General features: G+C 61.2%; 24 protein-coding genes. 14 read left to right on the forward strand and 10 right to left on the reverse strand.

The window, feature by feature from the left end; genetic code table 11:
- Positions 1–126 precede the first annotated feature (126 nt).
- The 3 genes from purU (at position 127) to torT (ending at position 3571) form a co-directional block, all read left to right on the forward strand.
- A complete protein-coding gene (purU, locus tag Q8M42_RS06765; protein ID WP_304871222.1) occupies positions 127–990 on the forward strand; it encodes a formyltetrahydrofolate deformylase in 864 nt (287 codons plus the stop codon).
- A 171-nt stretch (positions 991–1161) separates the two neighbouring features.
- Positions 1162–2361, forward strand: coding sequence for a formaldehyde dehydrogenase, glutathione-independent (gene fdhA, locus Q8M42_RS06770; protein WP_167146726.1), 1200 nt, complete (start codon positions 1162–1164; stop codon positions 2359–2361).
- A 226-nt stretch (positions 2362–2587) separates the two neighbouring features.
- The gene (gene torT / locus Q8M42_RS06775; RefSeq protein ID WP_304871218.1) at positions 2588–3571 is read left to right on the forward strand and encodes a TMAO reductase system periplasmic protein TorT; all 984 of its coding nucleotides are present in this window, start codon (positions 2588–2590) and stop codon (positions 3569–3571) included.
- 21 nt (positions 3572–3592) lie between these two features.
- Here torT and Q8M42_RS06780 read toward each other — a convergent pair whose 3' ends face one another.
- The gene (locus tag Q8M42_RS06780; RefSeq protein WP_304871216.1) at positions 3593–4486 is read right to left on the reverse strand and encodes an acyltransferase; all 894 of its coding nucleotides are present in this window, start codon (positions 4484–4486) and stop codon (positions 3593–3595) included.
- Between the two features lie 181 nt (positions 4487–4667).
- Here Q8M42_RS06780 and Q8M42_RS06785 point away from each other — a divergent pair, with 181 nt between their 5' ends.
- The 5 genes from Q8M42_RS06785 (at position 4668) to Q8M42_RS06805 (ending at position 11079) form a co-directional block, all read left to right on the forward strand.
- Complete coding sequence (locus tag Q8M42_RS06785; protein ID WP_304871214.1) at positions 4668–5894, forward strand: HD-GYP domain-containing protein; 1227 nt, start codon at positions 4668–4670, stop codon at positions 5892–5894.
- Between the two features lie 1495 nt (positions 5895–7389).
- On the forward strand, positions 7390–8097 hold the full coding sequence (locus Q8M42_RS20935) for a methyl-accepting chemotaxis protein (protein WP_370870343.1): 708 nt from the start codon (positions 7390–7392) through the stop codon (positions 8095–8097).
- Positions 8098–8376: 279 nt separating this feature from the next.
- On the forward strand, positions 8377–9063 hold the full coding sequence (gene creB / locus Q8M42_RS06795; protein ID WP_304871211.1) for a two-component system response regulator CreB: 687 nt from the start codon (positions 8377–8379) through the stop codon (positions 9061–9063).
- A complete protein-coding gene (gene creC, locus Q8M42_RS06800) occupies positions 9063–10496 on the forward strand; it encodes a two-component system sensor histidine kinase CreC (RefSeq protein WP_304871209.1) in 1434 nt (477 codons plus the stop codon). Before creB ends, creC begins: the two co-directional genes overlap by 1 nt.
- 145 nt (positions 10497–10641) lie before the next feature.
- Complete coding sequence (locus tag Q8M42_RS06805) at positions 10642–11079, forward strand: CBS domain-containing protein (RefSeq protein WP_304871207.1); 438 nt, start codon at positions 10642–10644, stop codon at positions 11077–11079.
- A gap of 14 nt (positions 11080–11093) precedes the next feature.
- Here the strand turns inward: Q8M42_RS06805 and Q8M42_RS06810 are convergent, their stop codons facing one another.
- A complete protein-coding gene (locus Q8M42_RS06810) occupies positions 11094–11603 on the reverse strand; it encodes a DinB family protein (RefSeq protein WP_304871205.1) in 510 nt (169 codons plus the stop codon).
- 127 nt (positions 11604–11730) lie between these two features.
- Here Q8M42_RS06810 and Q8M42_RS06815 point away from each other — a divergent pair, with 127 nt between their 5' ends.
- On the forward strand, positions 11731–11883 hold the full coding sequence (locus Q8M42_RS06815; protein WP_304871203.1) for a DUF3096 domain-containing protein: 153 nt from the start codon (positions 11731–11733) through the stop codon (positions 11881–11883).
- A gap of 38 nt (positions 11884–11921) precedes the next feature.
- Here the strand turns inward: Q8M42_RS06815 and Q8M42_RS06820 are convergent, their stop codons facing one another.
- From Q8M42_RS06820 to gbpA, 5 genes are all read right to left on the reverse strand, one after another.
- Positions 11922–12263: a DUF2834 domain-containing protein gene (locus tag Q8M42_RS06820; protein ID WP_304871201.1), complete on the reverse strand. Its 342-nt coding sequence runs from the start codon at positions 12261–12263 to the stop codon at positions 11922–11924.
- Positions 12264–12296: 33 nt separating this feature from the next.
- The gene (locus Q8M42_RS06825) at positions 12297–12767 is read right to left on the reverse strand and encodes an OsmC family protein (RefSeq protein ID WP_304871199.1); all 471 of its coding nucleotides are present in this window, start codon (positions 12765–12767) and stop codon (positions 12297–12299) included.
- A 177-nt stretch (positions 12768–12944) separates the two neighbouring features.
- Positions 12945–13385: a DUF2628 domain-containing protein gene (locus tag Q8M42_RS06830; protein ID WP_304871197.1), complete on the reverse strand. Its 441-nt coding sequence runs from the start codon at positions 13383–13385 to the stop codon at positions 12945–12947.
- 188 nt (positions 13386–13573) lie between these two features.
- Complete coding sequence (locus Q8M42_RS06835) at positions 13574–15136, reverse strand: S8 family serine peptidase (RefSeq protein ID WP_304871196.1); 1563 nt, start codon at positions 15134–15136, stop codon at positions 13574–13576.
- A gap of 388 nt (positions 15137–15524) precedes the next feature.
- Complete coding sequence (gbpA, locus tag Q8M42_RS06840; protein ID WP_304871194.1) at positions 15525–16946, reverse strand: N-acetylglucosamine-binding protein GbpA; 1422 nt, start codon at positions 16944–16946, stop codon at positions 15525–15527.
- Positions 16947–17202: 256 nt separating this feature from the next.
- Between gbpA and creD the strand changes: the two genes are divergently transcribed.
- The 5 genes from creD (at position 17203) to Q8M42_RS06865 (ending at position 22022) form a co-directional block, all read left to right on the forward strand.
- Complete coding sequence (gene creD / locus Q8M42_RS06845) at positions 17203–18561, forward strand: cell envelope integrity protein CreD (RefSeq protein WP_304871192.1); 1359 nt, start codon at positions 17203–17205, stop codon at positions 18559–18561.
- Positions 18562–18617: 56 nt separating this feature from the next.
- Complete coding sequence (locus tag Q8M42_RS06850; RefSeq protein ID WP_304871191.1) at positions 18618–18923, forward strand: hypothetical protein; 306 nt, start codon at positions 18618–18620, stop codon at positions 18921–18923.
- Positions 18924–19326: 403 nt separating this feature from the next.
- Complete coding sequence (locus Q8M42_RS06855) at positions 19327–19587, forward strand: DUF4212 domain-containing protein (protein ID WP_304871189.1); 261 nt, start codon at positions 19327–19329, stop codon at positions 19585–19587.
- Positions 19588–19590: 3 nt separating this feature from the next.
- Positions 19591–21360 (forward strand): sodium:solute symporter family protein, encoded by a 1770-nt coding sequence (locus tag Q8M42_RS06860; RefSeq protein ID WP_304871187.1) that lies wholly within the window; start codon positions 19591–19593, stop codon positions 21358–21360.
- A 155-nt stretch (positions 21361–21515) separates the two neighbouring features.
- Positions 21516–22022 carry a hypothetical protein gene (locus Q8M42_RS06865; RefSeq protein WP_304871185.1) on the forward strand — a complete coding sequence of 169 codons (507 nt, stop codon included), beginning with the start codon at positions 21516–21518 and terminating at the stop codon, positions 22020–22022.
- A 79-nt stretch (positions 22023–22101) separates the two neighbouring features.
- On the opposite strand, the gene Q8M42_RS06870 is transcribed toward Q8M42_RS06865, so the two are convergent.
- From Q8M42_RS06870 to Q8M42_RS06880, 3 genes are all read right to left on the reverse strand, one after another.
- Entirely contained in the window at positions 22102–22284 is a 183-nt protein-coding gene (locus Q8M42_RS06870) for a hypothetical protein (protein ID WP_304871183.1), read from the reverse strand.
- Complete coding sequence (locus tag Q8M42_RS06875) at positions 22281–23411, reverse strand: PepSY domain-containing protein (protein ID WP_304871181.1); 1131 nt, start codon at positions 23409–23411, stop codon at positions 22281–22283. Before Q8M42_RS06875 ends, Q8M42_RS06870 begins: the two co-directional genes overlap by 4 nt.
- Before the next feature lie 61 nt (positions 23412–23472).
- Positions 23473–25878, reverse strand: a complete 2406-nt coding sequence (locus Q8M42_RS06880; protein ID WP_304871178.1) for a TonB-dependent siderophore receptor — start codon at positions 25876–25878, stop codon at positions 23473–23475.
- Positions 25879–26012 lie beyond the last annotated feature (134 nt).

Consider the following 26012-nt stretch of genomic DNA (forward strand, 5'->3'; position numbering starts at 1 on the left):
CCCCCCCCCCCCCCCCCCCCCCCCCCCCCCGGGCTGATAGCGTTGTACCGGCGGCCCTCTCCCCCAGCCCCTCTCCCATAAATGGGAGAGGGGAGCAAAGCAGCGGAGTTTGTTCTGGAGTTTGTTATGAGCCGCACCCCCGATACCTGGATTCTCACCGCCCACTGCCCGAGCGTGCTCGGCACCGTGGATGCGGTGACGCGCTTTCTGTTCGAGCAGCGCTGCTACGTCACCGAGCACCACTCCTTCGATGATCGCCTGTCGGCGCGCTTCTTTATCCGCGTGGAGTTCCGTCAGCCGGATGACTTTGATGAGCAGGCCTTTCGCGCCGGCCTTGATCAGCGCCTGACCGCCTTCGGCATGCAGGTCGAACTGACCCCGCCGGGTTACCGCGCCAAGGTGGTGCTGATGGTCAGCAAGGCCGATCACTGCCTGAATGACCTGCTCTATCGCCAGCGTATCGGCCACCTGGCGATGGACGTGGTGGCGGTGGTGTCCAACCATCCGGATCTGGAGCCGCTGGCGCGCTGGCACGACATCCCCTATTACCACTTTCCGCTCGACCCGGCTGACAAGCCGGCGCAGGAGCGCAAGGTGCTGCAGGTGGTCGAGGACAGCGGCGCCGAACTGGTGGTGCTCGCCCGCTATATGCAGGTGCTCTCACCTGAGCTGTGCCGCCAATTGGACGGTTGGGCGATCAATATTCACCACTCGCTGCTGCCCGGCTTCAAGGGTGCCAAGCCCTATCACCAGGCCTATGAGAAGGGCGTCAAGCTGGTCGGCGCCACCGCGCATTACATCAACAACGACCTCGACGAGGGGCCGATCATCGCCCAGGGCGTGGAGTCGGTGGATCACGCCCATTACCCCGAAGACCTGATCGCCAAGGGCCGCGATATCGAATGCCAGACCCTGGCCAAAGCCATCGGTTACCACCTCGAGCGCCGCGTGTTTCTCAACGACGGCCGCACGGTGGTGTTGCACGCCTAAACCCATTTACGGCCCGTAGGGTGCGCCGCGCGCACCACGGCTAAGCCGAATCATCGGTGTGCATCGCGCACGCTCCGCCGGAGTCCGGCAACAGACGAATAACGCTCCAGTGCAAGGCCGCGTGGCCGCAGGTCGCGCCTTTGTATCAACAACAAGAAAGGAGAAATACGTATGTCTGGTAATCGTGGCGTCGTCTATCTCGGCGCTGGCAAGGTCGAAGTGCAGAAAATCGACTATCCGAAAATGCAGGACCCGCGCGGTCGCAAGATCGAGCACGCAGTGATCCTGCGCGTGGTCTCCACCAACATCTGTGGCTCCGACCAGCACATGGTGCGCGGCCGTACCACGGCGCAAACCGGCCTGGTACTGGGCCACGAAATCACCGGTGAGGTGATCGAGAAGGGCCGCGACGTGGAGAACCTGAAAATTGGTGATCTGGTCTCGGTGCCGTTCAACGTAGCCTGCGGCCGCTGCCGTTCGTGCAAAGAGCAACACACAGGCGTGTGCCTGTCGGTCAACCCGGCGCGTGCAGGCGGTGCCTACGGCTATGTCGATATGGGTGACTGGACCGGCGGCCAGGCCGAATACGCCATGGTGCCGTACGCCGACTTCAACCTGCTGAAACTGCCGGACCGCGACAAGGCCATGGAGAAAATCCGTGACCTGACCTGCCTCTCCGACATCCTGCCCACCGGTTACCACGGCGCTGTGACGGCGGGTGTAGGCCCAGGCAGCACCGTATATATCGCCGGTGCCGGCCCGGTTGGTCTGGCGGCCGCCGCTTCGGCACGCCTGCTTGGCGCGGCGGTGGTAATTGTCGGTGACGTCAATCCGGTGCGCCTGGCGCATGCCAAGGCGGTAGGTTTCGAGATTGCCGACCTGTCCAAAGACACCCCACTGCACGAACAGATCGCCGCGCTGCTGGGCGAGCCGGAAGTCGATTGTGCGGTGGATGCGGTGGGCTTTGAGGCTCGAGGCCATGGTCACGCAGGCGTCCAGCACGAAGCGCCGGCCACGGTGCTTAATTCGCTGATGGGCGTGGTGCGGGTCGCCGGCAAGATCGGCATCCCCGGCCTGTATGTCACTGAAGATCCGGGCGCGGTGGACGCGGCGGCGAAGATCGGCAGTCTGAGTATTCGCTTTGGCCTCGGCTGGGCTAAGTCGCACAGCTTCCATACCGGTCAGACACCGGTGATGAAGTACAACCGCCAACTGATGCAGGCGATCATGTGGGACCGTATCAATATCGCCGAAGTGGTGGGCGTGCAGGTGATCAGCCTGGACGACGCGCCGCGTGGTTACGGCGAGTTCGATGCCGGGGTGCCGAAGAAGTTTGTGATCGACCCGCACAAGCTGTTTAGCGCGGCCTGATTGCCCTCAGATATACAGGCGGGCAGTTGGTTTGCCCGCCTGCAGTCGCATGTGGCGTTCCTCATCCAAGGGGCGTGCCCGCTTTCTGCTTTTTCTGCTCCGTAAATAGAACCTGAAAAGTGGCTAGAGTAAGTGCACGGCACGGTTGTTCAGTGCCCACTTTCCAGGGCAGGACCTTATGCGGGCGATCTGCTTCACCCTATGCTGGCTTTGGATAAGTGGCCCAGTGTGGGCTACGGACTGGTATCCGGCTGAGGTGCTGGCCGATGGTGTATCGCAGCAGTACCAACCTTTGTCGCAAGCGGCGAAACCCTGGCGGGTCTGCGCCTTGTTGCCGCACGGCAAGGATCGCTATTGGTGGGGCGTAGCCTGGGGACTGGATGAAGAGGCGGCGCGTCAAGGTGTGCGACTGGGCATCTATGAGGCTCGCGGCTATGAAAACCCGCAGGTGCAAGCGCAGCAGTTGCTCAACTGTCAGCAGCGCAATGCCGATGCCTATGTGATTGCGGCGATCGATGCCCAGGCTCTCTGCACGGCTATTGCCCAACTGGTCGAACAGGGCAAACCGGTTATTGATCTGGTCAACGGCATCGACTGTCCGGGGCTGAGTGCCAGCTCCAGCGTGGACTTTGCCGATATGACCGGCGCCGCCCTGGCGTATATCGATAATCATCGGCCCTCGGGGCCTTTCAGCCTGGGCTGGCTGCCTGGGCCACAGGGTGCAGGGTGGGTGCTGGATTCGGAAAGGGCGCTGCGCCAAGCCGAACAGGTCAAGCCGCTGACCGTGCAACACGGTGGCTATGCCCCGGTAGATCGCGCCAGCCAGGCGCAGCTGGTGCGCGAACTACTCAGGCAGCATCCGCGCCTCGATTTCCTGCTGGGCAATGCTGAAGCCGCTGGCTTTGCCGCGCAGCTGGTGCAGACCTCGGGGCAGAACTACCAGGCGCGGGTACTGGCCACCTACACCACTGAGCGGATCGTCGAGCAGATTCGTGATGGTTTTATTGTTGCTGCGCCCACCGACTCTCCGGTGTTGCAAGCGCGCATTGCCGTGGACCTGGCGGTGCGCGCGCTGGAAGGTCGCGCGCATGCACGGCGGGTCAGTCCGATGATTGAGATGCTCGACCAGACCAGCCTGGAACAGTTCGATATGAGCCGTCTGATGCCGCCGCCGGAGCACTGGATGATTCGCCGTGAGCTGCCGCAGTAGTTGAGCAGTAGCGGTGTCTGGTCAGCTGGGCTGTTCGGCGCGAATCTGCGCGATCCGCGCATCCTTGTCTTGCCACAGTTTCGTCACCCAGCTCTGCACAAACTGGCGGAATACCGGGTCGTTCTCGTAATCGCCCTGCCACAGCGCGGGGTCGAGGTCGCGGGTCTGGATATCGACAATCACCTTGTCCACCTGACCGCTGATCAGCTCCCAGAAACCGGGAATGCGCGTGCTCGGATAGACCACCGTCACATCCAGCACGGTGTCCAACTGTTCGCCCAGCGCCGCCAGGACAAAAGCCACTCCGCCGGCTTTCGGCTTGAGCAGATACTGGTAGGGCGAGCCTTGCTGGGCCTGTTTGGCTGGGGTGCAGCGGGTGCCTTCGAGGTAGTTGACCACGGTCACCGGTAGGTCCTTGAACTTCTCGCAGGCGCGCTTGGTGATTTCCAGGTCCTGGCCCTTGAGCTGCGGATGCTTGGCCAGAAACGCCTTGGAGTAGCGGCGCATAAAGGGGTAATCCAGGGCCCAGAACGCCAGGCCGAGAAAGGGCACCCAGATCAGTTGCTGCTTGAGGAAGAACTTGAAGTAGGGTGTCTTGCGGTTAAACGCCTGCACCAGCGCAGGAATATCGACCCACGACTGATGGTTGCTGATCACCAGGTAGGAGGTGCTCTGGCGCAGGTCGGCACTGCCGCGAATATCCCAGTGCACCGGGAGCAGCGTGGCGAAGATCAGCTTGTTGAGTTCCGCCCAGGTTTCTGCCACCCACATTACCCCGCGTGAGCTGGCGGTTTTCAGCACCTTGCCGGGCAGGACGAACTTGCCGAGGGCGATCAGCAGCAGTGGGCCGATCAGTATCAGCGTATTGAGTAGCAGCAGAATAATGACGCTAAGACCGGTCAACAGGCGGCGCATGGCAACTCCTTATGGTGCGCTTGAGCGGCAATCATAAGCAGTCGTGCTAAGGCTTCCAAGCCGCTGATCTGCGACTGATGTCCTATGGCCATTAGTTGCTGCAGATCAGCATAATCCTGACGATTGTTCATCTACGCTTGTCTGACAATCATCGGGTTACTTTCTCGTTCGAGTGCCATCCATGCTGAAGTGCATCGCTGTGACCGACGTACGCGTCGGTATGTATATCCACGAATTCTGTGGCGCATGGATGGACCACCCCTTCTGGAAGTCCAAGTTTTTGCTCAAGTCTGAAAAAGACTTGCAGCGAATCAAGGCCAGCAGCATCGGCGAGTTGTGGATTGATGTCAGCAAGGGGGTGGATGTCGAGGTTGGCACTGCCAGTGTCAGCCCTGAGGAAGTCGCGGCCGAAGCCGAGGCCGCCCTGTTGGCTGCAGTGCAGAGCCCGCCGGTCAGCCTTGCGGTGTCGATGGAAGATGAGATGCAGCGTGCGGTCAAACTCTGCGCCCGCTCCAAAGCTGCGGTGGTCAGCATGTTTGGCGATGCGCGCATGGGCCAGGCGTTGCAGTTCGAGCAGGCCGGCGAGTTGGTCGAGGAAATTTCCGACTCGATCATGCGTCACCCCAATGCACTGATCAGCCTGGCGCGGCTAAAAAACGCCGATGAATACACCTATATGCATTCGGTGGCGGTCTGCGCCTTGATGATTGCCCTGGCGCGCAATCTGGGCCTGAACGAGGGCCAGGTGCGCGAGGCCGGGCTGGCCGGACTGCTGCATGACATCGGCAAGATGGCGATTCCCAATGAGGTGCTGAACAAGCCGGGCAAACTCACTGATAACGAATTCGCCACCGTACGTGACCACCCCGAAGCCGGTTCGCGCATGCTGATCGAAAGCAAGCAGGTCAGTGCCCTGGTGCTGGATGTGTGCCTGCATCACCACGAAAAGGTCGACGGTACGGGCTACCCGCATCGCCTGGCCGGCGAGCAGATCAGCCTGTATGCGCGTATGGGCGCAGTGTGTGACGTGTATGACGCGATTACCTCCAACCGGCCATACAAACAGGGTTGGGACCCTGCCGAGTCGATCCGCAAGATGGCCGAGTGGAAGGGGCATTTTGACCCCGTGGTGTTCCAGGCATTTGTCAAAACCGTGGGCATCTACCCGGTGGGTTCGCTGGTGCGTCTGGAAAGCGGGCGCATCGGCGTGGTCATGGAGCAGCAGGCCAAATCTCTGCTCGCGCCGAGGGTCAAAGTGTTCTTCTCGGCCAAATCGAAAACCCCGATCCCGCAGGAAATCCTCGACCTGAGCAAGCTGGTTGGGCGCGACAAGATCGTCGGGCGTGAGTCTGCCGAAGAGTGGGGCTTTCGCCATGTCGAGGAACTCTGGAGCGGTATTTCCAGTTAGGTTTCTCGGCCGGCAGCACAGCTCGCCGACCGGCAACGGGTCGCGACCCGGTCTCTCATCTATGCTTATTACAGATTACCGCCTGCAAGCGCGCTGCTTGGGCGTGCTTCTTGCTTGAAGTTTTGCTTTGGCGCGCCCCTGAAGTTGGCGTGCCCAACAGGTTGAGGTGTGTATGACTGGAGTACTCAAACCGGGTGTGCGGCTGCTGGAGCGTTTCAGCTTCGCGCGCAAGTTTCAGCTGGTGTTTGTCTTGTTCGCCCTGCCGCTGGGCTTTTCCCTGTGGGTGATCAGCAGCAATTACCTGGGGCGGCTCAACTCCATCGACCATGAACTGGAAGGCATCAGTGCCCTGCAGGGCATGGCCGGCGTGCAGCAGGAGCTGATTGAGCAACGCACCTTGCTGTCGCGCTGGAAGGGCACCGAGAAAGCCGCCGAAGCGCTGCTGCGTGAACACGCCAGTGGTCTGGGCCCTGCTCTGCAAGCGTTGCAGCAGCCGCTGAACTCCGCGCTGTTGAGTGATCAGGCGCGCCAGCATTTGCAGACCCTCAGCGCCGGCCAGGTCGAGCTGACTGTCGATGTACTGGGTAAGCTGGCCTTGCCCGACGCCCTCGAACGTTACCAAAAGAACCTGTTGAGCCTGCTGGCCCTGCGCGAGCAGGTGGCCACCGACAGCGGTCTGATCCTCGATCCGCAGCTCGACACCTACCTGATGATGGAGCAGCTGACCTACACCTTGCCGCGTCTGCTCGAACAGTTGGGCAGCTTTACCAGTCAGGGTTATGGCGCGGTGGTGTCACAGCATTTCACCTTGCAGAGCCGGGTGCTGATCCGCGATCTGCGCCGCAGCCTGGATGAGTCACGCAGCCAGTTGCTCAAGGCCCAGGCCACGCTCAAGCTGGAGGCGCCGCGTGCCATGCGCCAGCTGCAAGGGCCCTATGATGAGGCGCTGCAGGGTTACGAAGCCTTTCTCGCGGGCATCGACCGCGACATGTTCGAGGCCAGCCCCATGGCCCTGACGCCGGAGCAGTTCGTGCAGCGCACCGATGCCCTGCAGGGCCAATTGCTGGCGCTGCAGACCGCGCTGTACCAGCAGTTTGTCGCCAGCCTCGGTGATTACCGGCGCAAGGCCCTGAGCGCGATGATCGAAGTGATCGGTGTGTTCAGCCTGCTGACCCTGCTGGCGCTGTATGTGTTGTTCTGCCTGAACGCCTCGATCCGCCGCAGCACCGCCGGCATCATCCAGGCCGCCGAAGGCCTGCGCGATGGCGACCTGCGCGTGCGCATGCAGGTGCATGGTGAAGACGACCTGGCGAGTATCGCCATGGCGCTGAATACTGCCGTTGGCCAGTTGCGCGACTCCATGCAGGGGGTCAATCAGCAGAGTCAGCAACTGGGCGGTACGGTGCAGATGCTTAATGGCGAGGCGCGTAATGCCCTGGCGTCGGTGGAGCAGCAGCAGGCGCAGATGAGCCAGATTGCCGCGGCTGCCACCGAAATGGCGGCCACCGCGCAAAGCGTGGCGCAGAGCTGCGAGCAGGCTGCCGTGGAAGCCAGCCAGACCCGCGAGATTGCCAACCAGAGTAACCAGCGCAGCGCCCGTACCAGCGAGAGCATGCGTCAACTCAGCAGCCGCCTGGGCGACAGCGCCACCACCTTGCAGCAACTGCGTACGCAGACCGAGCAGATCACCCGGGTAGTGGATGTGATCAAGGGCATCGCCGAACAGACCAACCTGCTCGCGCTCAACGCCGCCATCGAAGCGGCGCGCGCCGGTGACCAGGGCCGCGGCTTTGCCGTGGTCGCCGATGAGGTGCGTTCGCTGTCGCAGCGCACGCAGAACTCCACGGCGGAAATCGCCGAAACCGTAGCCAATCTGCATCGCGTGGTGGGCCAGTCGGTGACCCAGATGGAAGACGCCGTGCGCCAGGCCGAAGGCGATGTTGGCAGCGTGCTGGCCATGGGTGAGGACCTGAATGCCATCGTCGAATCAGTGCAACTGGTGACTGATCGCTTGGCGCAGATCGCCACCGCCGCCGAGCAACAAGCGGCCACCGCCGATGAAGTCAGCGGCAATATCCAGCAGGTCGATCACGCAGCCAGCGCCCTGCTTGAAGGTGCGCAGGCCGTGAGCAATGCCGCTGAACAGCTGCGTCAGGGCAGTCAGGCATTGGCGCAGAATACCGCGCGTTTCAAACTCGACTGATGGCTCGTGGCTATCTGTAGGTTGGGTCGGGCGGCGTTCCGTTGAGGCGCGCAGCGGCGAAGCCCAACGATACGGCCGCACCTGTTGGGCTTCGCTGCGCTCAACGCCAACCTACGATCTGGTGCGTAGCCCGGATGTAACCCGGGGCGATCTATCTGTCGTCGTCATTCCCGGATTACATCCGGGCTACAACGGCTACGTGCAGGGTGATTGGTCATGCTTGACGCTGGCAGCGGCCTGCCGCAGGCTCCTCGCCGAGTTGCCACGAGCAGGACGCCCATGCCGCATATTCTGATTGTCGAAGACGAAGCCGCCATCGCCGACACCCTGATCTTCGCCCTGCAGAGCGAAGGTTTTACCACCACCTGGCTAAGCCTGGCCGAGCAGGCCCTGGCTGAGCAGCAGCGCAATCCGGCTGATCTGCTGATTCTCGATGTCGGCCTGCCGGACATCAGCGGCTTCGAGGCCTGCAAGCGACTGCGGCGCTTCTCCGAGGTGCCGGTGATTTTTCTCACGGCGCGTAGCGAGGAAATCGACCGCGTGGTGGGGCTGGAAATCGGTGCCGACGATTACGTGGTCAAACCCTTTAGCCCACGGGAATTGGCAGCGCGGGTTAAGGCCATCCTCAAGCGCATGGCGCCGCGTGAAGCGCCTGCCGCCAGCCCTGCAAGTGGCCCGTTTCAGCTGGATATCGAGCGGGTGCAAATCCACTACCACGGCCAACTGCTGAGCCTGACCCGCCACGAATTCCGCCTGCTACAAAGCCTGCTGGCGCAACCCGAGCGGGTGTTCTCCCGCGAGCAGTTGCTTGACGGCCTGGGGGTGGCCGCCGATGTCGGCTACGAACGCACCATCGACAGCCATATCAAAAGCCTGCGCGCCAAGCTGCGTCAGGTGGCCGCTGAGGCTGAGCCGATCCAGACCCATCGTGGCCTGGGTTACAGCTACTCGCCGAGGCACGCCTGATGCCCTTGGGGATTCGCATCTTCCTGGTGTACTTCTTGTTTGTCGGGCTGGCCGGCTGGTTTGTGCTGAGCACGGTGATGGACGAAATCCGCCCCGGGGTGCGCCAGAGCACCGAGGAAACCCTGGTCGACACCGCCAACCTGCTGGCGGAAATTCTGCGCAATGAGGTCAAGGCAGGACGTTTGCAACAAGGCCGCTTGCCGCAGGTATTACAGGCCTATGGTCAGCGCAAACCGCAGGCGCAGATTTGGGGCGTGGAAAAAACCCAGGTCAACCACCGCATCTATGTCACCGACGCCAAGGGCATTGTGTTGCTCGACTCCACGGGCGCGGCGGTGGGCCAGGACTATTCGCGCTGGAACGATGTGCTGCGCACGCTGCGCGGCGAATACGGCGCGCGCTCGACCAAGGAAGACCCGAACGACCCCGACTCCTCGGTGATGTATGTGGCCGCGCCGATCATGGACGGTGCGCAGATTATCGGCGTGGTCTCGGTGGCTAAGCCCAACCGCACCTTGCAGCCCTATATCGAACGCTCCGAGCAGCGCCTGGCCTGGCTCGGTGGCGGGCTGATCGTGCTCGGCCTGCTGATCGGCGCGCTGCTGTCCTGGTGGCTTAGCGCTGCGCTGCGCAAGCTCACCCGTTACGCCCAGGCGGTCAGTGCTGGGCAGCGTGCCGAACTGCCCAGCGTGCGCGGTGGCGAACTGGCGCAACTGGCTGAGGCCATCGAACGCATGCGCACCGAGCTGGAAGGCAAGGCCTATGTCGAGCGCTATGTACACACCCTGACCCACGAGCTGAAAAGCCCACTGGCGGCGATTCGCGGCGCGGCGGAGTTGCTCGATAGTGAAATGCCCGCGCCACAACGCCAGCGCTTCGTGGCCAATATCGAGCAGGAAAGTGCGCGCATGCAGCAACTGATCGAGCGCCTGCTGCACCTGGCTCAGGTCGAACAGCGCCAGGGCCTGGAAGAACAGGTGGCGGTGCCGCTGCAGGCGTTGGTCGATTCCCTGCTGCAGGCGCAGATGGCGCGCATCGAAGCGGTCGGTCTGCAGATTGAAAACCGCATTGGCACTGAATTAAGCGCATGCGGTGAGGCCTTTCTGCTGCGTCAGGCGCTGGCCAATCTGCTGGACAACGCCCTGGACTTCACCCCGCCAAGCGGGCTGATACGCTTTGACGCCGAGATTCGTGCTGGGCAGATCGAGCTGAGGCTGTTCAACCAGGGCGAGGCGATCCCCGATTACGCCCTGGCGCGTTTGAGCGAGCGCTTCTACTCCCTGCCGCGCCCCGGCAGCGGTCGCAAGAGCACCGGTTTGGGGCTGAATTTTGTCGAGGAAGTGATGCAACTACACGGAGGTGCATTGCACATCGGCAATGTGGCGGGCGGGGTAGAGGCGCGGCTGAGTTTGCCGCTCTTTCAGGGCAACTGACGCGTGGCTTGGCACCGACCTTGCTGGCCTGCAATGGTTGCGCTGAGCCCGCGCAGATGCTCTGATCGGGTCATCGGGTTGGCCAGCAATGGCCTGCCTGTGCACTATCCTTAATGCCAATAAGAAACAGAGCAGGAGCCGCTGCATGAAAACAGTTGCCGAGATTCTTCGCGCCAAGCCCCAGGCCGCCGTGTACAGCGTTACGCCCAGTACCTCTGTGCTGGATGCAATCAAGCTGATGGCCGAGAAAGGCATTGGTGCACTGGTGGTGCTGGATGACAAAGGCCGCCTGGCCGGTATCGTCAGCGAGCGTGACTACGCACGTAAAATTGTGCTGTTGGAGCGGTCTGCTTCTGATATTTCGATCAGCGAAATTATGACAGCAGATGTCCTGACTGTAGGGCTGCGCGACACCTCGCAGCACTGCATGCAACTGATGACCGATCGCCACCTACGGCATTTGCCGGTATTGGCCGAAGGCGAATTGATCGGCCTGTTGTCGATTGGTGACCTGGTCAAACACACCATTGCCGAACAGGCCAGCCTGATCCAGCAGCTGGAACAGTACATTCGCGGCGAGTAGCCCATGCAGTGGCGTTAGCTCGCTTCGCGGCGCTGCGGCTGATCCTCATGCAGAAAGCGCGTGTAGATATCCCTGGGCGGCGCCAATTGCAGTTGCGCCATGATCCGGCCGACCGCGCCACGGTGATAACCGCCGTGGGTGACGATATGCGCAAGCATTTCCGCGCGGCTCATACAGCCGGCATCACCATCGACGAAATTGAAGTGCAATCGTTCGGCCAGCTGCTCGGCGCTTAGCTCCGCAACATAATCCAGATACCAACGATCAGTCTCCTGCACCGCCTGCTGCAGTTCTGTCAGCGTGGGCGTCTCTGGGGTGTTGGTGGCGCTGTAGTCGTGGCGGATGCCTTGCAGGTTGGCGACAAAGATCCGCTCGACCACATGGATGTGATTGAGGATGCGCAGGGCAGCGTGCAGCTCGCTGTGCTGGGTAATGGGGTCAAGGCGTTGCAGCTCAGCAAAGAGTTCCTGGTTGGCCCAGGCCTTGTACTGCAGTAATGAGGTTAACAAGCTGGCGCTGCTCATAAATGGCCTTCAAGACGCGGGTTGTTTAACAGGATGGTGGTTGGGTTATTGCTCTGCGGGTGGATAGTGCTGTGCGCTTCTGACGTGGCGCGCATACTGGCGCTTCAATAACCCTAAGGTGACGATTATGACCCTTGCTCTAACCCCACTGATTTCGCTGATCGCCGGTGTGCTGATTCTGGTGATGCCGCGTTTGCTCAACTACATCGTGGCGATTTATCTGATTGTGATTGGTCTGGTCGGCATCTTCGGTACCGGCAATTTCAATCTGAGCTTTTAAGCGTTGAGCGGCCCGGTTCTCCGGGCTGCTCCGTGCCATTAGGCTGTCGTCGAGGCGCTATCCTGCGGCGCTTTGCTACCTGTATCGAGGGCCTTAAGTACCAGATACAGCAGCGGCCCGACTGATACAAAAATCGCAGTCAGGGCAAAGAACGGCAGCAGGTAGGCCAGTGACTTGCCCCGTGCGCGGCCATCGCGGTACATCCAGATGCACGCCAGCGCCGCGAGGATATACAGGTCGATTACCACCTGGGCGGTGTCGGCGTTGGACATCAACTGCAGGCCAAATTGCAGCAGCGATTGTTCTGCGTGCAGCATCACGTACAGGGTGTAGGCGCTGAAGGCCAGCAGGGTGATCAGCGGCAGGGCGAGCTTTTTCATGGTGCCATCCTTGGGTGTAATGGTGGTCCGGGGCTAATCGGCAAAGCGTGGTTCGCAGCGCACTTCAGATTTCACCGAGTTGGCGATAAAGCACTCTTCATGGGCCTGGTGGTGCATCTGCTCAATCTGGGCGCGGCTGGGTAGGCGCTCGCCGGAGAAGCTGACGGCGGGGCGCAAGGTGACCTGAGCGATAAACAGCTTGCCGGCGGCATTTTCCTGCATTAGCCCGCTGGCATTGTCACGGTAGTCATCGACGCAGAAGCGGCGCTTGGCAGCGATGGAGAGAAACCACAGCATGTGGCAGCTGGCGAGCGAGGCGACAAAGGCCTCCTCGGGGTCGACGGCGCTTGCATCCGACATCGGCAGCGGCACCACATGCGGTGAGGACGAGCCGGCAACCTCCAGGCCGCCATCAAAACGCAGCAGATGCTTGCGGCTGTAGCGATTACCAACAAAGTCCTGCTGGTCGCGTTGCCAGATCACCTCAGCGACATGCTCCGTCACGCTTATTCTCCTGATGCAGTTGAGTTAACAGGCTTGTTGAAAAACGTAGGCGAGGCAGCCAGCGCAAGGAAAAAACAGGCGAAAAAGCGGAGTTTACGAGCTGTAAATGAGCATTTTGAGCCTGTTTTTAACGCCGCGCTGGCAACGCAGGTAGTTTTTCAACAGCTTGTTGGACGCTTACCACCAGCCGTTATCGCTTAGCAGCATCTTCTTGTAGTAATCGATATTGGCGCGCGTGGCGAATACCGCGCTAATGCCGTAGCCCAGGGCGTTGGCGATTTTGCTGTAACCGAGGTAATCCAGGCCGATGCCAAGGATGAGCACCACCACTGCGCACACGACAAACAGCGCCAAACCCTTTTTCCACATGCCCTTGATGGCGTAGTAGATCGGCCCGAAGAAGAACGCCAGAAAGTTGAAGCTGAAGGCCTTGCGCCGCTCCTCGGCGGGCAGCTGCTTGAACGTGGGCATCTTGATGCCGCCGGCATGGTGGATCGCGCTAAAGCGCTGCTTCCATTTATCCGAGATGGGTAACGCGGCGATCTGCTCGTCGGATACCCGTGATTCTGGGTCGACGGCGCTGGCTTGCGGGGTGGCGTAGGGGTTGTGCTGGGTCACGGCCGTTCATCCTTAATGGGCGATCAGCGGCACGCTACGCATTTCTGTAAAAGCTGTCCATTTGCGCCGGGACGATTTGCGCAATCTTGTGATCTTTTCAGCGTCGCTTCATGCGCGCTTGGCTGAGGCATTGAGAGTTGTACAGGGCGAGATGCCCCGGGCAGTTGCCTGCCTCGGGGCCGGTTGGGTTACTCGTAGCGCCAGTACAGGGTCACACCGGAGAAGCTGGAGTAGCCCCGTACACCGATATGCCAGGTGCCGGCGGCAGGATTTTCCTGGGTACAGGTTTCCTGGTTGCCTTCGAGGTAGGGCCGGCAGGTCCATTGGCTGGTGGTGGGTTGGCTGCCCAGGCGGGTGTACAGGTCGGCATCACCCGTGCCGCCGCTGATTCGCACGGTCAGACGCTGGGCGCCGCTTGGCACGACCACGTTGTAACGCACCCAGGCGTCCCGCGCGCCGGAGAGGTTGGGGTAGGTCTGTTCCTCGCCATTGCCACCCCCGGTGGCATCGCAACCGCGCTGGGCGATCAGGTCGCTGGCCCGTTTGGCTTTGACGATACCGTAGCCGTAGTAGGGGTCGCGGCCCGGAGTGCCACGGTCTTCGGCTGTGGCGTTGACCACCTTGCGAATCTGCGCGGGGCTACATTGCCGATGTTGGCTCCACACCAGGGCGTAGACCGCTGAAACATGCGGGGTGGCCATCGAGGTGCCGTTGTAGTTCGCATAGTTGTTGCCAGGCAGGGTGGAGCGCACGCCAACGCCGGGCGCGGCGACTTCGACCTGATTGTTGTATTGCGAGAACGAGGCACGATTGCCGCTGCTGTCGACCGCCGCAACCGATACCACTGAGTCGTAGGAAGCCGGGTAGGAGAGGGTGCTATTACCACTGTTACCGGCAGCTGCGACGACCAGCACACCATTCTGGTAAGCCGCATCCATGGCATTGCGCTCGGTTACCGACGAGGCGCCGCCGCCCAGGCTCATGCTGATCACCGTCGAGCCGGCTGCGCGGCACTGCTGGATGGCCATCACCAGGTCCGAGCCATAGGCCCAGTTACCGCTGTTGTTGAACACCTTGACGATATGCAGGCCGAGATTGCCCGATGGGCTGACGCCGACCACACCAAGGTTATTGCCGCCCAGTGCGGCGATGGTGCCGGCGACATGGGTGCCATGGCCATTGCCATCCTCGTACCAGTTACCACTGTTGACGCTGCCGTAGCCGTCATTACCGGTGATGCCGGCTGACGGCAAATCCTGATGGCCGAGGTCGTAACCGGAGTCGACGATGCACACCTTCATATTGGAAATGGCGTTATCCGCTAGCAGGTCCGCCTGCACCATGGGGATGCCATAGGGCACTTGTTCGGCCATCAGGTAGCGACGCGGGTCGAGTTCGACATAGTCGACTGCCGGGTTGGCCTGCAGCTGTTTGAGTTGTGCTGGGCTGAGGTACGCCACGCTGGCAGCCTGGCTGTCCAGGTGCATCAGCGGTTGCACCTGAACCTGGCTAAGCAGGCGCTGGGCGGCGCGGCTTTCGAACTGGCCGGCGCTGAGGGGCTGCGGTTGGTTGGCCTGGCTTATCAATGAAGGTGACAGCTCCTTGTACTTGATGATGTAGCGCGGTGACTGCTGATCATCGACGGCGATCTGCGCCTGGGCCGCGAAGCTGGGTTGTTCATCGGCCTGGGCGTAGGCCCAGCCTGCGCTGAGCAACAGCAGTAAGGCAGTGGTGCGTTGGAATCCTTGCATGGTGATCTCCCAATTGTGTGCCGCGTAGTGCAGCTGCCAGAACCCTAGAAGACTGTGCTGAAAAGCCAAGGCCGTTTGTCGTTTTTTATCTATAAAAAATCAATAAAATCAATTATTTAAGTCGATATTGAGCCAGCCTTTCGGATGCCCAAAAGGGGATGTGAAACGCTGCTGCTGACACCTGGCCCAGGGCTGCGGTTACACCGGCACGGGGAGGATGGTGATGCACGCAACGCTGGCGGCTAGGGGCTATACGTCAGTGCCTGGGCATACCTGTGGCTCCACATAGACGAACGCCAAGGCGCAGTGCATGCGCCTGTGTCGTACGTGTGTTCAGGGGATAGGGTGCCCGCGCCGGCCAAACCGCTCGGCGGGCGCGGCGCTTATCTCAGTCTGCTGTCCAGGCGTCTTGCCAATGGCTGCCGATGCCGGGCTCGAACTGGGTCGAGGCGGCTGACCATTGCGTGCAATAGCCACTCTGCGGAAAGGGACGACACTGATACAGCTGTCCCGTCTTGGGTTGCAGCACCCGGGTGCCGGCCGTGTAACTGCGCAGGCCGTCCGGGAAGGTGAAGTCGTAGCTGGCGCTGCCGTCGTCTGCGACGAACATCATGTCGAAGGTTTTCTGCAACACCTGCTCGCTGTCAGCGACCTTGGCGCTGACTACCAATTGGTGATGACCGGGCGCAGGGTTCTCGACATTGATGCTCAAAGGCTGGCTGCCATTGGCCAGCTCGGTGGCGGCAAAGCCTTTGGCATTGCCGCCATGGTCGTAGACGTAGCTGCTGATCTGCAGCGCGCCAACGGCGGTGACGTTGAACGTGAGTTGCAGCTGGCCGCCACGGATGCGATAGCTGGGCTGCAAACCATCGACCAGTAGGTCGTGGTCCGGTGCCGGGGCCTTGTCGATCTGCACCTCGATGCGCTGGATGCCGCTGTCGGCGCGGGCAAACAGGCTGTTCTGGCCGTACACCGGCTGGATAGCACCATCGTTGCCGCGCTGGCCGGCCTTGAGCTGGCTCTGCTGCTGGTTGATCCGGCTGGCCAGCAGGTAGGTCCACTGGTTGCGTTGGCCCTGCTCGCGGGTTTCAACTTGCAGTCGAGTCTGCAAGTCATTGCGTTCGCCGCTGGCATCGAAGACTCGGGTCATTGCCTGGTCACCGACTTGCAGATCTACCGAGGGGTAGAGCATGCCCTTGGCTTGCCAGACGGACGGATCGGGAGGCGTTGTCACATCGCCGAACATCACATCCATCACGTTGTAGAAACTCATCGGCGTATCGCCCACTTCCCACACCCCGAGGATCACCTGGTAACCCTCGCGCGGCGGTACATCGCAGTTATGGGTGACCTCCTGCGGCGGCTGTTGCATGCCGCCGTCGACCACACAGAATGGCACCAGCTCGAACGCTGCACGGTTGAGCGGCTGATTGGCCAGCCAGTCGGGGCGGGTGATGTAGTAGCGCCAGTTGCGCGTGACATGGTTGGCGGTAAAGCGCCAGGTGAAGTTCGTTGGGCCAGCAGTGATTGGGCGCTTGGCCCAGCGGCTGACGGTCTGTTCATTGAGGGGGGAGAATTGCGCCAGGCCGGCACTGGCGATCTGGCCATCGGCGGGGCCGTTTTGCGGGAAGCCGGAGTAGCCCTCCAGGCTTTGCGGCTCCCATTGCACAGCACCGCATTGGCTGTTTTCACCGAGCTTGCACAGATAGCCACGTGCTTCAGGTTGTTTGATATAGCCGTGGGCGAATACGTTGCTGCTACCGAGCATTAATAGTGCGCTGGCCGCGCAAATCCATTGGCGCTTATGCATGACAGTCCCTTTCAGATTGGATAAATCTTGGTGAAGCCGCTTACCGGTCGCCTTGTGAGCAACAAGTGAGTTAGCACTTTAGTGCAGAAAACTCTGGCTTCCAGTGGAATGGACGAACGGTCGCAGGCATGTGCGAGCAAGCCCTTCGTGCGCATGTGGCCGATAAGTCTCCACACACTCTCCATCTGCCCTCCATAAAGCCACCACCTACGCCGCCCAGACTCTGCCTACCTAAACCGTATCGGAGAGTTGCACCATGAGCCGCATTCTGGGTTTCAAGCTGGGCGCTATTGCCTTGCTGATTTTGTTATTGCTGGTCCCGCTGTCGATGATCGGCGGGCTGGTGAGTGAGCGGCAGTATCAGCGCGCCGAGGTGCTGCAGGACATCGCGCGCAGTTCCAGCTACCGCCAACAGCTCACCGGGCCGATTCTGGTGATGCCCTACACCAAGGTCTGGCACCTGTGGAAAACTCACCCCAAGAGCGGCGAGCGCTATATGGAAGAGCAGCGCACGAGCGGCCGTTTGTACTTTCTGCCGGAGCGCTTTGTGCTCAATGGTCACGTCGCCACCGAGGAGCGCGCGCGCGGCATCTATAAGGCGCTGCTGTACCGCAGCGACAACCAGATCAGCGGTGCCTTCAAGCTGCCGGCGCGCCTGGGGCTGGGCGATGAGCTGGGCCTGTACCAATTTGACCGGCCCTTCCTCTCGGTCGGCATCAGCGATATCCGTGGCATCAGCAATGACCTGCAGCTGCGCTTCAACGGCATGAACCTGAGCTTTGCCCCCGGCAGCGCCGAGGAGCGTTTCGGCGCCGGTGTGCATGCGCCGCTGCCAGCGCTGGATACCCAGGGTGGGCAAGTGCTGGAGTTCGCCTTCGACCTCAAACTGCAGGGCACCGAACAACTGAGCATCACCCCGGTGGGTCGCGACAGTCGCGTCGAGCTGACCTCCACCTGGCCGCACCCCAGCTTTGTCGGGGAATACCTGCCGAGCAGCCGTGAAGTGTCGGACAAGGGCTTCAAGGCGCAGTGGCAGACCAGTTTCTTCGCCACCAACCTGGAAGAGGCGCTGGCCGATTGCGTGCGCGGTGACAGCTGCAACGCGCTGACCGCGCGCAACTTCGGCGTGAGCTTTGTCGACCCGGTTGACCAGTACCTGAAGACCGAGCGGGCGATCAAATATGCCCTGCTGTTTATCGGTCTGACCTTCGCCGTGTTCTTCCTCTTTGAGGTGCTCAAGCGCATGGCCGTGCACCCGGTGCAGTACGCCCTGGTGGGCATGTCGCTGGCACTGTTCTACCTGTTGCTGCTGTCGCTGTCCGAGCACCTGAGCTTTGCCCTGGCCTACGGCATTGCGGCGACCGCCTGCGTGCTGCTGATCGGCTTCTACGTCAGTTACGTGCTGCACAGCGCCCTGCGCGGCGCGGGTTTTGCCACCTTGCTGGCGCTGCTCTACGGCATGTTGTTCGGCCTGCTTGGGGCCGAGGACTACGCCCTGCTGATGGGCTCGGTACTGGTGTTCGGCGTGCTCGCCGGGGTGATGGTACTGACCCGCAAACTCGACTGGTACGGCGTCGGTCGCCAGCCACTGGCCAGCCCAGCCAGCGACCTTTGACCAATAGCGGCGCAGGCCCCGTCTGCGCCGCTTTCTTACCTGCGTGGGAGTTGAACATGATGCGTTTATTGATGCAGTTCTCTGCGTGTTTTGCCCTGGGGCTGGCGGTGGCTTTTATGGTGCTGCTGGGCCTGATGTTCTGCGGCCAGTTTGACCTGATCAAGGGCCTGCAGCTGACCGGCCAGCCCTTGGCACAGATGAGCCTGCTGCTGTTGCCGGAGGCGTTCTGGGAGAGCCTGACCGGCCTGGCCAATGCGCCGCAGAATCGCGAGGTGCAGTCCTTTCTCAGCCTGTGCACGGCGCTGGGTCAGGTCGGCCTGCTGCTGGCGTTTGGCTTCTTTCGTCTGTGGTATGTGCGATGAGCGGGCATGTCGGGTTACGCGAAGAGTCGCGCGCCGGGCACGTGCTGGCGCGGCGGATTGCCCACTTATTTGCCGCTGCGGCGAGCCAGCAGGCAAAGCGTGCAACGGACAAGGCTGCAGCGGTTGGTGATGGGCTTGTGCGGTCGGGATAACGGTGTGCTTGAGGGGCGTGGTGCAGGTGTTGTTCGAGGGCGTTTAGCGGGCCGTAGCTGCTATGTCATTCGACTAACGTCCTAGCGCTGACCTTAGCTCTGCTGCATGGCTGTCTAAGGTATTGTTATATAAGGATAAAAATTGTCTTCCAGGGCGCGCTCAGGCAGCTAATACCAATGTCTATCTGTCGGCCCTAGTGGCCTGCTGCTAGCTTGAGGGTGCATGAGAATAACAATAACCGGAGGAGTTTATGACTTCTGAACAAGCTAACGCTGCAGCGTACTGGAAGGCGAATGTTCGGCTGATTACCTGGAGCCTGATTGTCTGGGCCCTGGTGTCTTACGGCTTCGCCATACTTCTTCGACCGATGCTGGCAGGTATCTCTGTCGGTGGTACTGACCTTGGCTTCTGGTTCGCCCAGCAAGGTTCGATCATTAGTTTTGTCGTGATCATTTTCTTTTACGCCTGGAAAATGAACAAACTCGATAAACAATTCGGTGTCGAGGAATAATCCATGAGCCAGTTTGTAATCAATATGCTGTTTGTGGGCGCCTCCTTCGCGCTCTACTTCGGCATCGCTGTCTGGGCACGTGCCGGCTCGACTAAAGAGTTCTATGTCGCCGGCGGTGGTGTTCACCCTGTCACCAACGGCATGGCAACTGCAGCCGACTGGATGTCCGCGGCTTCTTTTATTTCCATGGCCGGTCTGATCGCCGCCGGTGGTTATGCCAACTCAACCTTTCTGATGGGCTGGACCGGTGGCTATGTGCTGCTGGCGATGCTGTTGGCGCCCTACCTGCGCAAGTTCGGCAAGTTCACTGTGCCGGACTTTATCGGTGATCGCTTCTACAGCAACGGCGCACGTCTGGCTGCAGTGGTCTGCCTGATCATCATCTGCGTCACGTATGTGATCGGTCAGATGGCCGGTGCCGGCGTGGCGTTCTCGCGCTTCCTCGAAGTGAGCAACTCCACCGGTATCTGGATCGCTGCCGGCGTGGTGTTCTGCTATGCGGTATTCGGCGGGATGAAGGGCATTACCTACACCCAGGTTGCCCAGTACGTGGTGTTGATCATCGCCTACACCATTCCTGCGGTGTTTATCTCCCTGCAGCTGACGGGCAATCCGATTCCGATGTTCGGCATGTTCAGCGAACATACCGAGTCAGGTGTGCCGCTGCTGCAGAAGCTCAATGAAGTTGTCGCGGGTCTGGGCTTTACCGACTACACCGCCGATGTCACCAACAAGCTGAACATGGTGCTTTTCACCATGTCGCTGATGATTGGTACGGCCGGTTTGCCGCACGTCATCATTCGCTTCTTCACTGTGCCGAAAGTCGCCGACGCGCGTTGGTCGGCTGGCTGGACCCTGGTGTTTATCTCCCTGCTCTATCTCACCGCGCCGGCTGTGGCCTCCATGGCACGCCTGAACCTGATGACCACTGTCTATCCGCAGGGTGTCGAGGCTCCAGCGCTGGCCTATGAAGAGCGTCCGGAGTGGGTGAAGACTTGGGAAACAACCGGTCTGATCAAGTGGGAAGACAAGAACGCTGATGGTCGCATTCAGCTGTACAACGATGCGGCGCCAGCCTTCACTGCGACCGCTGAGGCTCGCGGCTGGAAAGGCAGCGAGTTGACCGTGAACAACGACATTTTGGTACTGGCTAACCCGGAAATTGCCAACCTGCCGAGCTGGGTTATTGGCCTGATTGCAGCGGGTGCAATTGCCGCCGCGTTGTCCACCGCTGCCGGTCTATTGCTGGCCATTTCCTCAGCCGTGAGTCATGACCTGATCAAGAACATGATCAATCCGAAAATCAGTGAGAAGGGGGAAATGCGCGCTGCGCGGATCTCCATGGGGGTCGCGATCCTGCTGGCCACCTGGTTGGGGCTCAATCCACCAGGCTTTGCCGCGCAGGTGGTGGCGCTGGCCTTCGGTATTGCCGCAGCTACGCTGTTCCCGGCGCTGATGATGGGCATCTTCTCCAAACGGGTAAACGACAAAGGCGCGATTGCCGGCATGCTGGTCGGTCTGGTGTTTACCGTCGTCTACATCTTCCTGTACCTGGGCTGGTTCTTCATCCCTGGCACTGCGACCTTCGCCAACACCCCGGAGAACTGGATATTCGGCATCTCGCCGCTGTCCATCGGTACCGTCGGTGCGGTGATCAACTTCGCGGTTGCCTACGCCGTGTCGCTTGCGACCGTCGCGCCGCCGAAGGAGATTCAGGAATTGGTGGAAAGCGTACGTACTCCCAAAGGTGCTGGTGGCGCGTTGAGCCACTGAGCATAATCCCCCGATCATCTTTGATCTGGGTCTTACCAGCGGGCCTCCTTGAGAGGCCCGTTTTATTTCCAGTCATCGATAGCGCCACCCTTCGGGCCGTCGCTGCGCAGCGTTAAAACTGCGCCAGGCAGTTTTTTATTTTCGGGAGTCAGTCAATGCTGTGGACAATACTTGCCATCGTGGTATCGGGGCTGGGGGCTGCTGGTATTGCCATGCTGCTGCGCAAACTGACGCGCAACCGCCTGCCCAAGTGGATCATTCCGGCGTTTGGCGGTTTGGGCATGCTGAGCTACCAGATTTATTACGAGTACTCTTGGTTTGACCACCAGCTGCAGCGTCAGCCGGCTGAGTCCGTACTGGTAGCCAGTGAAACCGGCGAGGTGTTCTGGCGGCCCTGGACGTTTTACTGGCCAATGACCAAGGCCTTCACCGTGCTCGACAGTAAAAGCCTGCAGCGTCAGGAGACAGAGGCGGGCGTGATCAGCGCCTTTAATCTCTACCGCTTTGAAAAGCAGCACGTCGACCACGTCAGCCATCAGGCGCATCTGCTCAACTGCACCACGGCAGAGTTGCTGCCTTTGGACGCAGGCAAAAAGCCGCTGCTGGATCAGTTAAAAGTCGTAGCTAAAGAGGATGCGCTCTACCGGCAGGTTTGCCAGTAGTAGGCCGCAGCACCTACACCGATTCCCCTCGCTAATACATGCAGGTTACCGACCGGCTCGCCCTGATCCCTTTGCGGGTTTACGGGCGCCGGGTTTGGCTGCGCTGCAGCAACGGCCAGCAGCCAAGTACGGCCGGTAGCCCGAGGCCAAGCCAGGCCACGGCATCCCAGCCGCCATCACCCAGTAGCGCACTGATCAGGCCGATGGCGCTGAGCAGGCCGATCAGCAGCGGTAAGGCGAAGGTCGATTGGCGCCAGTTCATGCTGTTGTCTCCGTGCGCTCACGTTGTGTCGCTGGGGTGCGCCGGCGTATCCACCAGAGGTACAGGCCGCTGCCGAGCACAACGATGGTCAGCACATCCAGCACCGCCCAGAGCACTTTCATCGGCATGCCGCCGTAGTCACCAAAATGCAGCGGTTGCGACATCGACAGGGCATCCATGTACCAGGGCCGTTGGCCGATGGCGGTGACGTCCAGGCTGCGCGCATCGATCAGCACCGGCGTCCACAGGTGCGCAGTGAGGTGCGTATTGCCCTTCATAAACACGCTGTAGTGGTGCTCGCTGGAAAAGCGCGTGCCGGGGAAGGCGATAAAGTCCGGCTGCATACCCGGCGTGGCCTGCGCCGCGATAGTCAGCACCTGGTTGACCGGCGCGCGCTGGGTCAGCGGCGGGGCCGCGCGGTACGGCTCGACCATCGCTGCCAGGGACTCGCTGCGCCAGGCGCTGATCAGCAGATCGGCGCAGGCGCTGATTACCCCGGTCACGCCCACCACCAGCGCCCAGGTCAGGGTGACGATACCGATCAGGTTGTGCAGGTCGAGCCAGCGCGTGCGGGTGGCTTTCTCCCGGCGCACTTCGGCGAATTTCAGCCGACGCATAAACGGCGCATAAAGCACCACGCCGGAGATGATCGCCACCACAAACAGCAGGCCCATTAACGCCAGCAGCAGCTTGCCGGGCAGGCCGGCGAACATGTCCACATGCAAGCGCAGGATGACCATCAGGATGCCGCCATTGGCCGCCGGCATCTCCAGCGCCTCGCCGCTGCGCGCATCGAGCATAAAGGTGTGCGAGGCGTTCGGCTCGGTGCCGGCGGTGGCGGCGGTAATCGCCACCACGCCGTTGGGCTCGTCGTCCTCGAAACCGAAGTACTGCACCACTTCGCCCGGCCGGTGCCGCTCGGCTGCGTTGACCAGTTGCTGCAGGCTCAGGTGCGGCGCGTCCGCCGGCATTTCACGCAGCTCGGGCGCTTCACCGAGCAGGTGCTCCAGCTCGTGGTGGAAGATCAGCGGCAACCCGGTTAGCGCCAGCATCAGCAGAAACAGGGTGCAGATCAGGCTGGTCCAGGTGTGCACCTGGGACCAGCGGCGGATGGTGGTGGCTTTCATCGGCATATCCAGAAATGCCTGCGCCGCCCGGTATGGCGGCGTAGGGTTGCTGCGTGGGTGCTTACCAGGCGTAGTTGAGGCTGGCGGTCACGCGGCGTGGATCGCCGGCATAGCAGTAGAAGCCGTCGCAGGTGGCCAGGTATTCCTTGTCGAACAGGTTGTTGGCGTTGAGCGCCACGCTGGCGCCGTACAGGCTGCTGTCGAGATGGCCGAGGTCATAACGCACAGCGGCGTCGTAGACGGTGTAGGCGTTGGAATGGCCATCCGCTGTGTCGCGCACGAAGCCGATGCTGCCGACAGAAATATTGTCGGTGGCACCAACATAACGAGCACCGAAACCGATGCCGACGCCAGCCAGTGGACCCACCGACCAGTCGTAGTCAGCCCACAAGGCGGCCTGATGCTCTGGGGTCAGCGGTAGCGCGCGGTTCTTGTCGCGAGGATCACCGACGTTGGTCATCTTGCTGTTGGCGTAGGTGTAAGAGGCGGTCAGCTTGAAATTCGCGGTCACGTTGCCGATCGCTTCCAGCTCGAAACCACGGACTTGCACTTCCTCCAGGGGCTGGGTGGCTCCCAGGGTGTTGGTGCTGACGATGTTCTGCCGTTTCAGGTCATACGCCGCAGCGGTGAACAGCATGTCGCTGCCAGGCGGCTGATACTTGATCCCCAGTTCATACTGTTTGCCTGTGCTCGGCTGGAATGCTTTGCCCTCACTGCCACCCGCTTCCGCCTGGAAGGATTCGGCGTAAGAAATGTAAGGGGTGAAGCCGGAGTCGAACACGTAGCTCAGCGCTGCGTTGCCGCTGAATTGGCTGTCGCGACGACTGTCCTTGGCATCGTTGGCGTTGTAGAACACCGAGTCGGTATCCAGTTTGTCCCAGCGGCCGCCGAGGGTCAGGCGCCAGGCGTCGAGTGCCATCTGATCCTGCAGATAGAGGCCGGTGCTTGTGCGCTTCTGGTTGTAGTTCTGAAAAGCCGTGTAGGTGACACCGCTGAAGTCCTGTCCGTAAATCGGGCGAATGATGTTGCTGCTGGGAGCCGTGCCGTACAGCCAGCGGTAATCGGTGTCGACGCGCAGATAGTCCACGCCGAGCAACAGCGTGTGCCCGATTGCGCCCGTGTTGAAATCGGCCTGGACGTTGTTGTCCACGGCGAAGTGGCTGATGTTTTCGTCGTACACGTTGGCACCGCGCGCCACTGTGCCGTCATCGGCCACCGCAGTGGCCCAGCCGCCAGCGGTGATGATCTGGTTATCCAGTTCGAGCTTGCTATAGCGCAGGTTCTGATTGAGCTGCCAGATGTCGTTGATACGGTGCTCGAAGGCGTAGCCTAGGGCGTAGAACGTCTTGTCGTAGAACTCCCAGTCAGGGTCGCCAAGGTTCTTGTTGTAGTCGACCTTGCCGGCTGGGGTGCTCAGCCTGGTGCCTTGCAGGGGCAGGAACTGGCTGGTGCCGCCGGTATCGTCACGGTTGAACTGGCCGAGGAAGGTCAGTTTGCTGTCGTCGGCAATGTTCCACGTCAGGCTGGGCGCGAGGTTGAAGCGCTGGTCGTCCATATGCTCGATAACGGTGCCACTGTCACGGCCGGTGCCGCTGAGACGGTAGAGGAAGCGACCGTCATCGTCGATCTTGCCGGTGCTGTCGAAGCTGATCTGTTTGTGTTGGTAGTTGCCAACCTGCAGCTGCACCTCATGGCTGCTCTCGTCCTGAGGGCGCAGGCTGACGGCGTCCACCAGACCGCCTGGGGGCGTTTGACCGTAGACCGAAGAGGCCGGGCCGCGCAGTACGGCGACGCGTTCCAGGTTCCAGGTTTCCAGCTTGGCCATGGTGTAGCTGCCCTTGGGCAGCGGCAGACCGTCGAGCATCTGGATCGGCTCGAAACCGCGAATCTTCATCCAGTCGGCGCGGCTGTCGCTGCCGTAGCTGCTGGCCACCACGCCAGGCATATAGCGCACGGCATCATCGAGGTTCTGCACCTGGCGATCCTGCATCTGCTCGCGGGTGGTCACCGAGATCGAGCGCGGTGCTTCCAGCAGTGGTGTGTCGGTCTTGCTGCCAGCCGCTGTGCGTGAGGCCAGGTATCCAGGCGCAGGGCCCCAGGCGCTTTCCACATTCTGCGCAGCGGTCACCGTAACGTCCGGCAAGGCCACAGCGGCTTGCGGCACAGGCACCAGGCTATAACTGCCGGCACTGTTCTGTTGCAGTTGCAGGCCGCTGCCTTGCAGCGCCTGGTGCAGGGCGCCGAGGGCGTTGTAGTCGCCGGCAACCGGGGCCGATTGCTTGTTGGCGGTCAGCGCGGGGTCGATGCTCAGGACAATACCGGCCTGGCTGGCGATCTGCGTCAGGGTGCTGGCCAGGGGCGCGGCTGGCAGCTGGTAGCTGTCCGCCAGGGCGGGAGCGCAGACGCTGGCGAGGCTGATGGCAGCGGCAAGCAGGCCGGGGCGAAACAGGGGCAGGGCGCGGGTCATTACGAAACTCTCCTAAGCGGGAATGCATCTCAATAACCTGTTGCCGAAGCAGAATGGAAAAGTGACAGGGTCGGCTGAAATTATTTTTTAGCGAGATCCAAAGGCGCTGTTGTCGACCCCTAACCGGACGCCGG

It is taken from the genome of Pseudomonas sp. (assembly GCF_030684895.1).
Lineage (GTDB): Bacteria > Pseudomonadota > Gammaproteobacteria > Pseudomonadales > Pseudomonadaceae > Aquipseudomonas.